Below are 13,158 nucleotides of genomic sequence, written 5' to 3'. Positions count from 1 at the left end.
TATCCGCTCCCTCACAGTCGCGGTTCGGACTATGGTTCAAAAACTGAGCCGCGAAGCGCAAGGGAGCGGATAAAAAATAAACCAGCATTAATAAGCCGTCATGCATGAATATAATAATCTTTCTCCAACATGAGCTTGTTTGCCATGCATGTAAGTAAAATTATCCACAATCATGAAATCTCCTTTTTGCCAATGAAGGACGTGAGTATGACGCTGAATAATTTGGTTAATTACTGCTATTTCTTTTGCAGAAAACGCCTGGCCATTACCGTAATGACAAATCATGGGGAGCATATCTTTCAAAATAAGATATCGGCATGCCCAATACTTATAAGAATGCAGGTTTTTTAATTCACCATAGTTCAAATTCGAATAATAATTTAAATAGGCAGATGAATTAAACCAGACCATTTTATTGGTTAGAAGGTGCTTTAATACTCCAGGTAAATGATTTAGTACTATCAAATCATTACCATGATTTACCCAATCCCATTCCAGTTGCTTTTGGGTTAAGTTTTGTTCTATTTCAGTTTTGTCTTCTGTGCCAAAATAGTCTGCCCAACTTCGGACGCAATGGTTCCCCAGGATTTTTTTTAATACACGATATTTTAAAGATGGCCCATGAAAAAACTGCTTATATTGAACACCGTATTCAAGAATCTTGTGCTGAATGCTTTGGGGCATAGCCATCCATATTTCTTCAGCGTTCGCAAAGATTGTTCCACCACCTTCCTGGGGCGGAATGATGCAGCAAAAATAGATGTGATTGGGTGGTTTTGGGGATCTGGGTTTTTCATGGTGCAGTGGTAAAGGAATATGGGCAGGGAGGTCACTTGATGTGTAAATTTCATTCGTCAGTACAGTTCTTGGTAAATCATAATCGCTTGTCGAACATCGCGTGCCAAGAGCACATGAGTCTATTGCTTTTGAAAAGCAGTCCTCATCTTGACAGGAGAATCCTCTAAATACGATTGCCCCAAATTGATTGAGTGTTTTGATTACCTCCTCATGACACTCAGAAATAAAATGTAACAGCGGGGTGGTGCTTGCTTTTAAATTATCATGGGTTGCAATGACCATAGGTATGTTCATGCCGGGAGCCATATTAAAATTTAAATGCACAGTCTTGCCTCCTGACGCTTTGGGTTATTTGATAGCCTCTAAAAATATGGGTCGAGTTTCATAATATAATTGGCCACCATATCTCCTTTCACAAATAGTTTGAAATGCTTTTAACATGTCTTCAACAAGAACTTCAGTCCTTTCAGAAGGAATCCTTTTTATAAAAGGCATGGTTAGAAGTAAATTTTTATAATAATCAATGTGTGGCAAATGAACACGGCAAGTTTTCAAATCAAGGTTAACTCGCTTAAAAGGTAATCTGTTGAGAAGGTTAACCACGCCGTAAAAATATTGTTCATTGATAGGAGAGATATATTGTTCTGTTAAATCCCTATACAGGTTTTGTTTGGCCAATTCTTTCCAAGTTTGCAAAATGCTGTGATCGGAAAAGGAAGACATGACAGCATACAATTTACCTTCTTTTTTTAGCAGATGAAAAATATTTGGAAAAGAAATATGGATATTGGTCCAATGCAGGCACCAAAATGAGAACGCCAAATCAAAAGATTGCGGTTGGTGAAATTCCTCAATGTTATGAACTTCAAACGAAAGTCCCTTTCGTGCCCATTGTTGATTGGCATGTCTTATCATTTGCGCAGAGCTGTCAATTCCCAGAATTTGTCCATGCTTTATCTTGCTCGCCAACAAGCTGGTATAGCGCCCATCTCCACAACCAATATCTAAAATATTTCCAGACAGATCGATGTGAATTGTTTTTAGAAATTCTTCGTTGATTTCATTTTGAATATAGTTTCCAAGCACATAACGTTCAGGATCCCATATCACTTCATTCTCCAGTATCAATAATCATGGTAAGGGAAGATATACCCAAGAAACCAGCGACGACAAATATCTTTGCTATGGTTGAAATCTATTCTCACATATTATGCAGGATGTGTCTTGTTTTTATGAGGATACTGCCCTCGCCGGTAAGATTATGCATGTAATCATATCATGCACAGATGCATCAATTTAACAGTTTCTCTATTTATCAAGCGTTGGCAATCTTTTATTTTGTTTCGCGTTAACAAAAAAATCAGCTATTGTCGGGTAAGCAAATTGATCTTAATTATCCCTTGCTGATTTTAAGCCTGAAACCATAATATCTTCTTTATGAACAAAGTGTTTGATTAATTGTTCTGCTTGCTCGCTTGTTAAAGGTTTAGTTAACACTCCATCCATAAAATAATCCTCAACATCGTATTTCACCACATCAGCCTGGTAAGATGTTAAGGCGATAATTGGTACATGATAATTGGTGTTTTGTTCCTTTTGGCGAATTTTTTTGGCTACTAAATAGCCAGAGGTGTCTTCGAGCCCAATATCCATAAAGACCATATCATATTTCCCTGGGTCGAAAAGGTTTAACGCTTTATCTCCTGTATCTGCGATATCAACCTGGCATTGCAATTCCTTAAGCAATGCCTCTTCAACTTTTTGAGCAACGAAATTATCTTCCACCATTAATATTTTGGGTTCAGCCACTCGTTTCTTTTGAGTGCGTTTAGTATTCCTCGGGGAATGAACTTGTTGTAAATGCGCCTCTAATTTTTTTAGTCTGGTGATATCAGTTAACACAACTACTAAACCACATACTTTATTTTCCTTGTCGAACAATGGTACTCTACGGGACTTATAGTAAAGTGCTTCCTTATCTTTATTGTATACGGGTTCTTCTTCTATATCGTACTGAGATTCACCTGAAAAGAGTACTTTCATATCATCCAGTTTAAACGTTTCAATCCGTTTTTCTGACCATTTCATATGTTTCGCCATTTGGTCATAGGGAGTTCCTTTTAAATCGCCTATTTTTTTTAAGCCCAATAATTTGATAAAATTTTGATTACACCCTTTCAGGTGACAATCTTTATCTACCCAGTAAACAATATCCGGTACGCAATTTAGGATATCAAGGTAATGTTGGTGCATGTCCATATCTGCTTCAAAAAATTCATTTCCAATTTGTTGTGACATTGACTTCCTCCTGAAGATTATACAGAAACTCTTTTGGAGCTATATTGTAATAATTATAGCAAAAATTAGACCCAAATGTAATTTTATTATACATATTTAGAGTAGTGAAAATTGTAATTGTGATTTGCCTGATGTGTCTTTAGTTAATGCGTTATTAGAAGGGTTCAAGGGGTAGGTTGATTATTATTATATGGATCAAGTGAATTTTAAATTAACCAAGTTTTTATTTTTCTCCTAATACATATTGATTGATTATATTGTGAATTAGCTCTGGAGTCACAGGTTTGGTGAACACATTGTTCATACCAGATTCCAGGCATCCTTTTTCAGAGGAATCTTTAGTATGTCCAGTCAATCCAATAATAGGAAGAAGCTTTTTGGAATGCTTTTTTTCCCATTCACGAATTTTAACAGAAAGTTCACAACCAGATATTCCAGGAAGGCCAAGATCTGTAATGACAAGATCAAAAGACTCGGATTGAATTAATACCAATGCTTCTTCTCCATTAGAAGCGGATTTAAAGCGATAACCTTCATTTGATAAAATAAGCTCGAGCACTTTCAAGGCAATGCTGTTGTCTTCCACTAATAATACGTATGGAGAATTTTCTTCGGCTTTTGATGACAATTTAGGAGTTAATCGGGAGTTGGATGAGGTGGAGATTAAGGAATCTGTCTTTTTTGAACTGTTTGTTGACTTATTGATTGTTATTTTTTTCTGCATGCCTGTTTGGCATGGAATATCGAAATAAAAAGTGGTTCCTTTTCCTTCTTCGCTTATTAAAGCAATATGGCCGCCTAATAAGTTGACATACGATTGTGCGATATGTAAGCCAAGGCCATGTCCTTTATAAATCCCTTTATAAGATGGGCTGATTCGGAAAAAACGCTCAAATACTTTTTCTTGAAGATTGGTTGGAATACCTATCCCTGTATCGCTGACTTTAAATTGTAAATGAATATTGTTTCCGGAAGCTTCAATGCATGCTACTTGAATCGTAATCTGACCTTTAGGGGTGAATTTAATCGCATTGCCCAATAAATTTAAAAGAACCCTATGAATTTTTTTACGATCACTCTGGATATAACGAGGTACAGATTTATCAATATGCACAATTAATTCCAAATGCTTCATCACTGTAGTAGGACGTTCGAGTTTCACCAGATCTTCAATGCATTGATACAAATCAAAAGTCTCTATGCGGATATCTTCTTTATCCATAAACCCAGCATGAACATCATCCAGAATGTCGTTTAACATATTTAATAGTTCTTCACCGCTATCGTGAAGCATGTGCGCTTCTTCCTTTTGTTCTGGGTCTTTCACTGTGTTTTCTAACAATTCAGACATTCCAATAACCCCAGTAAGTGGTGTACGAATATCATGGCTCATATTGGCAATAAATGCCGTTTTGGCCTGGTTGGCTGCTTCAGCGGCTTCTTTGGCTTTTGTCAACTCAGTCACATCAACAGTAATTCCAACAAGCCCAATTATGTTTCCCGATAAGTTAGTTATGGGTACTTTGCTGACTAAGGTATTAGTAACAGTTCCATCGCGGTCTTTGAGATCGGATGGCATTTTTAAAATAGGTTCACCAGTTGAAAATACTTGCTTATCCTGATCTTGATAATTTTTAGCGAAATCATGATCTTGAAAAAGATCAAAATCATTTTTTCCAATAATGTCTGATGTCGATTTAAAGCTGAAAAACTGTGCCGCCATTTCATTGCATCCCAAGTATTCAAAACGGGTGTTTTTCCAGTAAACATAACAAGGAATTTTATCGATAACGGAGGTGTAATAATTGGTTATTTCTTGAATATATTCTTTGACAGAAATTTTGTTTTTAGGTGCGTATCCAATTTGACCATAGATAGCTGTCCCGATTTCTTCGAAAAGATGTGAGGTTGTTGCAACATCTTTGTCCATTAACAAAATGTAATGTTTTTCGTTGACTATTGCGACTGTTTTTTGCCATTGGAGAGAATAATTCCCCACTTGCAACACTCTGTTAGGAATAAGATTGCCTTTTTTATTCAGGATTGGAGTTAGATTGGCTAATTCCCATAATTGGAAAAAAGATTGTCTATCGGTTGAGCTCCAATTAATTTTAAGCTTTTTCTTTGCAGTATCATTGAGATATTCCAATTCCATATTCTCGTTGATTACGAGAAATGAAATGTTAACTAATGAAAATGCTTTTCCAAAAATGGGAAAATCATTTTGAGTCAAACGAATGGTTTGTGATCTCATTCAATGTCCCTGTACTCAATTAACTTTTGTGCAATAAATTGATATGCCTCACGAATGATTGTATCGTGATTCGCCTTAATAGTATGGCAGATAATTTGCCCTGAGTTATATTGTCCCCATCCATTCATTGGATCATTGACATCTAAATAGTCTTGATTTAAATCGGTTGCTTTAAATAGCACCATGTCCTGCTTGATTTTGGTTGGCTTATGATTGAGTAGTAATTCCATTCTTTCCCATGCCAAATTGGCTAAATTTCTGTTAGCCTGCAATTCTTTTGATAGATAGGCCTCAATGAAATGATTTTTGGATTTTTGCTTACTTGAAAAAGTGCACCAGCTTTCAATCATGGCAAGTAATCCGATGCGCTCATTTTGTTGAGTGAGGAGATGAGCTACCTCATGCATCAAGCTTCCTCCAAAGGAATATCCTACCAAATAGTAGGGACCATGTGGTTGTATTTTCTTTATGGCTTGGGTATACGCCTTTGCCATGGAAGAAATACTCTCAAAAATTAATTTTCCTGAAGAAATGCTGGGATCTTGAAGACCATATAAAGAGATCGGGTAGTCCCAGGAGGATGTAAAATGATCAAAACAATAAATCATGCCACTTGCAGGATGACAGAAGAAAAAAGGGTGTTGCTTTGAACTCGTCTTTTTCAGGGGTATTACAATATCAATCTGATTCTCAGAGTTGTTTGAACTAATTATTTCAGCAAGCTTGGCAATAGTTGGCGCTTGATATAAATGTTGAATAGATAAATTGGCTCCTAGAATAGAATTAATGTTCTCGATGAGATTTAATGCTTTTAGCGAATGGCCTCCTAAAGCAAAAAAATCATCGTTTCTACCAATTTCGACAATATGAAGATTGTCTTGCCATAATTTTGCAAGACGTTTTTCAATGCTTCCCTGTGGAGCACAAAATTCGTGATTGATGCTAAACGTGTCGCGAGAGACTTTATGTTCTTCAGTATCAACAGGATTATTATCCAGTATCAATCTGGAATAGTCTTCAATACTATAGTTCGAGACAATGAGATTGGAGCAAGGGTTAGAGAGTGCTTTCAAAAATAATTCTTGTCCTTGTAATGGATTGATAGTATTTCCCCGAGCAAAAAAATCGATATCTTCCGGCCTTTGGGTTTCTACACTCATTCCTAAATCACACCAGGTGTTCCAGTTTATACTAAGCAAACATTGTGTATGAAATAGATTGCTGTTTGCAAAAGCATCGAGGCAGGCATTTGCCGCACAATAATCAATTTGTCCTCTCTCTCCTGTAATCGATGCGATTGATGACATGAAAACAACGAAATCAAGATTGAATTGACGTAATGCTTTTGCCAGACAATAGGTACCATGAATTTTCGGTAACAAAATATTATCGGCACTTTCTTTTGTTTTCAGTTGTAACAAACCGCCACCGGCAACTCCTGCGGCATGAATGAGACCGTTGATTGTTTTAAATCTGGATTTACAAAATGTGATTAAACGATCGACATCTTTATCATTTCCAATATTGGCTTGATAACAAACAACAGTTGCTCCATTTTTTTTTAATTTTTGTAGTTGTAATGCCTTATGGTGATAGGGATGAGTAGTATCTGTTGCTATTTTTTCCCAGTCTGATTCATCGATTACAGGCTTTCTGGAGCAAAGAATGAATGTTGGGTGTTTCGTATTTTTCAAGATGCTATGGCACAGTGATAGCCCAATCCCCCCGAAGCCTCCTGTTACTAAATAGATACCATTATCTGTTAAACGTTGTAAAACAGTTTTGCTGTGATTTGAGGAATAAGAGAGTTCCCAGCGATAACCATTTCTATAGGCAGTTAACTGGCAGGGGAGATCTTTTAATACTTGTATCGAAGAATTGACAATGTCGATAACAGCATTAGTAATATTTTGGGTTGTTTCATATAAATGAATGTCGAACAACGCACATGAAATATTATGATGTTCCAGTGGGATGACGCGCGAAGCTCCAACCAGGGTGGCATTAATTGGAGATATTTTCTCAGCGCCAATAACATGTTGTGTGCCTGTGGTAATGATTGCCAAGTAAATTGGCATATTGGTTCCCAAATCATTTAAAAATGCCTGAGTCAGATAGAGGAGACTATAAAACCCAAGATTTAACCCATTTTCAATTTGCTGTGAATCAAGAAAGCCTTCTTCAGAACCATCACATGAAAAGCAATGAAAAATAATTGGGTTGCGCAGGGTATTTTTTAGCAATGAAACTAATTGATTGTAATCCGATTTTTCTCCTGGATTGATATTGATATGAGTTTTTGATAATTGCCTGAATTCCTGACTTGGCTCAATAACAATGGGCTCGATGTCATGGTTTTTTAGTATATTAATTATATTCTGACCTATTCCTGTTTTATCTTTGAAAATGACATAGTCAAAATTTTTAAGATTAGCAGGAAGGACAAGAGCTATTTTTTCATGAGACCATACAGGTTTATAAAAAGAGCTGGTTTCATTGACGGCAATGGTTTTTTTATCCGGCTCGACCCAGTATCGTTGTCTTTGAAAAGGGTAAGTAGGTAAGGGAATAAGTCTTCGATTATCCGTTTCTACCAGAGGTTCTAAACGAATGTTGACCCCTTTTGCCCATAGTTCACCGCATGCTGTGAGCAACTGAAACCTGTCAGATGTATTCTTTTGATAACCAGGGAGTGTAAAAAGAGCATTTGCCTTTTTATGTGATATTTCTTTCACAAATCCATATAAGCTTTGTCCAGGACCTACTTCGACAAAAATAGGGTGTTTATCTTGCAGTATGCGATTGATTCCCCGGCAAAATCGCACAGTTTCACGCAGGTGTCTATACCAATAGTCCGGATTAATCGCTTCACTTGCCGAGAGCCAATCTCCAGTTACATTGGAAATAACCGGTATTTGGGGTGCCGAAAGTTTTATGTTAGTAAACATCTCTTTAAAAGGTATTTCAATGGACTCCATAAAACGGCTATGGAACGCGTGGTTTACTTTCAATTTTTGAAATGGTTTTTTATGAGTAGTCAGGTAATTTTCTAATTTCTCAATCTCAGGTTCACTGCCTGATAAAACAAAATGATTGGTGGCATTATGTAAAGCAATATCAATATCAACCATTTTCAGAAAGCCATCCAGTTGATCTCGTGTTGCTTCGAGAGACAGCATGGCACCTTTTGGTGCCTTTGACATTAATAGCCCTCGCTCACACACCAAAGCGATTCCATCTTCAAAAGAAAAAACCTCAGCAAGGCAGGCTGCAACATATTCACCAATGCTATGACCGATTAGCATCTCTGGTATTACACCGCACTCTATAAGGACCTTTGCCAAAGCATATTCCACAATAAATAGAGCAGTTTGAGCGTATTGTGTTTCTTTGAGTTTTTTTGAGCTGGGTTCACGGAGAATAGAAAGCAAATCACAATGTAAATAAGTTTGCGCAATCCTTGATCCTAATGTCATGTATTTTGCAAAAAGTGGAATTGTTTCAAATAATTCCATAGCCATTTGAGGATATTGCATTCCCTGTCCACTAAACATAAATGTAATGCTGTGATGAATCTCTTCATTAAAAAATAAAGGGTTTTTCTTTTTTAATTCGATGCTTATCTCTTCTACTGTTTTACCAACAGCAAATTGACGCCATTGAAAATCTTCTCTGCCTCTTTGGAGCGTATAGGCTATATTCCCAAGATGGGAGTCATCAAATTTTTTTAAGTAGTTCTTGAGACTGTAAGTACTTTGCTGTAATGCTTTTTCTGTTTTTGCTGAAAGAAGTATTAATTCCTCTTGTAAGGGGGAAACAGAAGTCACTTTTTCCTCATGTTCATGTTCTGATAAAATCATGTGAGTGTTAGTGCCACCTATTCCAAAAGAGCTTACTGCGGCATAGCGTTTTGAAGAAGTGTTCCAATCCAAGGTTTCTGTATTGATAAAAAAGGGACTTTCGGGCAGTGCCAAATCGGGATTTGGTTTTTTATAATGAATAAGAGGTGGAATTTTCTTATGATAAAGGCAGAGAGCTGTTTTAATAATACCAGCAATACCTGCTGTTACATCAGTATGCCCAATATTTGCTTTAACCGAGCCTAAAGCACAAAACTCGGTTTTATCAGTTTGTTCTCGATAGACAGAGGTTAATGCCTTTATTTCAATCACATCACCCAATGCGGTTGCTGTTCCGTGTGCTTCAAGAAAATTGATTTCCTCTGCACTAATCTGGGCTTGTTGAAGCGCATCCCGAATGCATGAGATCTGGCCGCTCATACTCGGTGCAGTGAAACCCAACTTGTCTATTCCATCGTTATTTACTCCTCTCCCCTTGATGATGGCATAGATTGTATCGTGATTCTTTATTGCATCTTCTAACCGTTTTAGAACAATGACACCAACGCCATTGGAAAAAACAGTACCGTTTGCTTCAGATGAAAAAGGTCTGCAGTATCCGTCGGGTGAGACAATACTGCCATTTTGAAAAAAGTATCCCTGTGTTTCAGGAACGACTATAGAGCTTGCACCAGCCAGTGCAATGTCACTTTGTCCCAGTATTAAGTCTTGACAGGCATGATCTACTGTAGCCAAACCTGTAGAGCAAGCGGTATTAATATTAACACTACGCCCTTTGAAATTGAGCCGATAGGAAGTTTGGGTGCTAAGCATTCCCATACTTGTAGCTATTCTTTGCTGAAATTGATCAAACTCATTACAAAACCATTGGCTTTTAAGTAAATTTTGATTGAGATATGTGCTATCGGTCATTCCCGAGAAGACACTGATGATTTTAGAGTCCAGTTTGCTTGGGGCAATACCGGCATGTTCAAGAGCTTCCCATGCACACTCAAGAAAGATACGATGTTGCGGGTCAGTAATTTTGGCATCAATGGGGCTGAAGCCAAAAAAGTGAGCGTCAAAATGATCGCTATTTTCCAAGATTCCTTTTACAGGCACATAGTCTTCATTAGCCATAAGATAGGTGGGGATAGTATTTTCGTCAAAATGAGTAAGACAATCTTTCCCTTGACACAAATTATGCCAGAATTCATCTATATTTCGAGCCTTGGGAAAGCGACAACTCATACCAACAATTGCAATGTTCTGTGAAGGCGTTTTTTTTATTTTTCGTGTGAGATTTTTATCCAAATCACCTTCAAGAAAACGACTTAATTTGTGGATGGTCGGGTGGGTCAGCATGTCAACTATCTGTAAATCACACTCTAGTTCCTTGTTAATTTGAGCGCATGCTTCCGTAATGAGTAATGAATTTGCTCCTAATTCGAAGAGATTTTTGTGAGGCTCAATACTTGAGCGGTTTAAAAGGTGTCGCCAGATATTTTTTATTGTTTCTTCAATAGGGTTTGATGATGATGTGTCAATATGAAATGATAAATCGGTATGAGCTATTTTATCTAATTTGGCTTTATCAATTTTACCCACGGCAGTTAGAGGTAACTTTTCTACCATGACGTATTTGGCAGGTAACATATAAGGTGGTAGTTTTCGGCTCAGAAAATTTCTAATTTCATCGGCATCAACAATGATGTCCTTTGATTTAAAGACCAGGTATGCAGTAAGAAATTTGTGTGCTCCACCACCGATTTCTACGTTTACAGCAGCAAGACTTATGGCCTCATGATTCATGAGTTCTTGTTCGACTTCAGTTAAATGGATCCTGAAGCCGCCAATTTTTACCTGATCATCAACGCGACCCAAGTATAACAATTCACCAGAAGTTAACTGACGGACTTTATCGCCGGTTCTATACATTCTTGAATAGAGTTCGTTTCGTGAAAAAGGGTTCTTAACAAATTTTTCTTTTGTTTGCTCCGGGCTGTTATGGTAATGCAGAGCCAAGTGTACCCCACTGACCCAAAGTTCTCCTTCCTCTGTACGACAGCGATTTTCATCAAGAATATAGGTTTTTGTGTTGGCCGTTTTAAATCCTATACTAGCAAGTTGTTCATCTGTATATTCTTTTTCGCTATAGATAATATTGCAGCTTGAGAAAACGGTAGCCTCTGTTGGGCCATATACGTTAACCAGTTTTGTGGGGATATCTGCCTTTTTTCTATAATCAATAAAATTTTTCAATAGGTGAGCATTCACTTGCTCACCGCCAAAGGAAATAGTATGTAAAAGATCTAAGGTTTCTGGAAATGATTTCATCAGCTGATGGAAGTAGCCGGTTGGAATCAGTAAGTACTTGATTTGGAATTCTTTAATAATCTTTTTTAATTGATTATGGTTTCTCCTGGCTTCATTGGGGATAATGTGCAATGCTGCGCCGTTTAAAAGAGCAACCCATGTTTCGAATACACTGCCATCGAAAGCCAGGTTGCAGAATTGACCTGTTTTTTCGCCTTTCTGTATCGCGATGATATTATCAATTATGGCAAGATTTACCACTGCTCTGTTAGGAACAACCACCCCTTTGGGTTTGCCGGTGGATCCTGAAGTATAAATCATATACAAAGGGGATGTTGGTATGATCGTGTTTTTAATATTTTTCTTTGATTGGCTTAATGATTCCAAATGGAGTTGTTTGATCAGATAGATTTCAGTATCAACTCCTTCGAGGAGAGGTTGGTATTCATCATGGGTAATCACAACTCCTGGATTGGCGTCTTTAACGATTTCCTGCAAACGTGTTGGTGGGGCAAGGGTGTCGAGTGGTACATAAATGGCACCAAGTTTTATGATAGCAAGGATACAAATAAAAAATTCAACGCCTGGATCTAATAAAATGGCAACAAAATCGCCTTCATTAACCGATTTTTTTTTCAAACTTCGAGCAAATTGATTTGCTTTTTCATTTAATGCGAGGTAGCTATACGCAGTTGTCTTGTCTTTAAGAGCAAGAAATTCTGGATTTTTTTTGACTTGTGCTTCAAAAAGGTCAATTACCGTATAATTAAAATCTTGCTTTTTTAATTCCATACTTTCGAGGCCTTAATTAAAATAAAACACATAATTTGGTGAAATTATATAGCAGTTTTTCAAAAAAGGTTTCTTTGGTTCAAAAAATACACAAAATTAGAGTAAACTGAGGAAAGATTGAGTCGTTCAAAAGGAGAGTTCCATGCATTCTTTTGTCTCAGAAGGATTAGCAAAACAATTAGCCTGGGTTTAGTAATTGGTAATACATAGGAATGCATAATGAATTGCCTCCTCTAAAGAAGAAAATTGAATCATAGTTTTTTTATTTCAGTTCTCTATTGTGTAGATAGTTTTTCATTTTATTTTTGATTGTCCAGCCAGGTTTTTATATAACGGACATTTTCTTCAATTGTATTGAGAAGTTGTTGATATAATGCTTCTAACAAGTCAGTATCACCTGATTTCCAATAGTATTCAAAATATTGACAAGCCATTTTTATTTGCACTGCTCCTACATAAACGCATCCGCCTTTAATTTTATGGGCTATGTCTTGGGTTTTTTCCCAATCTCCCAAGTCATGAAATTCTATCATTTGATCTACTTCATCTGGTAATGAGTGATTGAGCATTGTATGAAGCATCTCGGCAAGATTTTCTTTAGTTAATGTAAATTTAATAGCCTCCTCTACATCAAGAACCGGGTAAGATGACAGATTAAACAAGTCTTCGTGTCGAGCAGGTAAATCAGAAGAATAAGTTGAGAAAAGATTCTTTTGTTGATTACTTTTTCCAGAAGTTGAAGAAGTCATATATCCTCATAAGAATAATTTCTAAAGAATACAGTCTCTATTTTTAAACTATAGTCTATTTATAAAAAACTTATTGATTTTTAAAAGACAGATTTCTAAAAGACTATTTAGT

6 protein-coding genes are annotated in these 13,158 nt (G+C 36.8%); all 6 read right to left on the bottom strand.

Translation table 11 applies throughout. The features are described from left to right. Positions 1 to 87: 87 nt before the first annotated feature. A complete protein-coding gene (locus EL201_RS10945; protein WP_027222289.1) occupies positions 88 to 1,122 on the bottom strand; it encodes a TauD/TfdA family dioxygenase in 1,035 nt (344 codons plus the stop codon). 24 nt (positions 1,123 to 1,146) lie between these two features. Next, positions 1,147 to 1,908 (bottom strand): class I SAM-dependent methyltransferase, encoded by a 762-nt coding sequence (locus EL201_RS10940; protein WP_027222288.1) that lies wholly within the window; start codon positions 1,906 to 1,908, stop codon positions 1,147 to 1,149. A 279-nt stretch (positions 1,909 to 2,187) separates the two neighbouring features. Further along, the gene (locus EL201_RS10935) at positions 2,188 to 3,096 is read right to left on the bottom strand and encodes a response regulator (protein ID WP_027222287.1); all 909 of its coding nucleotides are present in this window, start codon (positions 3,094 to 3,096) and stop codon (positions 2,188 to 2,190) included. A gap of 223 nt (positions 3,097 to 3,319) precedes the next feature. Further along, entirely contained in the window at positions 3,320 to 5,350 is a 2,031-nt protein-coding gene (locus EL201_RS10930; protein ID WP_027222286.1) for a PAS domain-containing hybrid sensor histidine kinase/response regulator, read from the bottom strand. Then, entirely contained in the window at positions 5,347 to 12,297 is a 6,951-nt protein-coding gene (locus tag EL201_RS10925; RefSeq protein WP_027222285.1) for a type I polyketide synthase, read from the bottom strand. Before EL201_RS10925 ends, EL201_RS10930 begins: the two co-directional genes overlap by 4 nt. A 299-nt stretch (positions 12,298 to 12,596) precedes the next feature. After that, positions 12,597 to 13,046, bottom strand: coding sequence for an Hpt domain-containing protein (locus EL201_RS10920; RefSeq protein ID WP_027222284.1), 450 nt, complete (start codon positions 13,044 to 13,046; stop codon positions 12,597 to 12,599). Between the last annotated feature and the right edge of the window lie 112 nt (positions 13,047 to 13,158).

This window comes from Legionella pneumophila subsp. pascullei (assembly GCF_900637585.1).
Taxonomy (GTDB): Bacteria; Pseudomonadota; Gammaproteobacteria; order Legionellales; family Legionellaceae; genus Legionella; species Legionella pascullei.
Note: the sequence above shows the minus strand (reverse complement) of the source record. Positions and strands in the feature narration are given on the sequence as shown.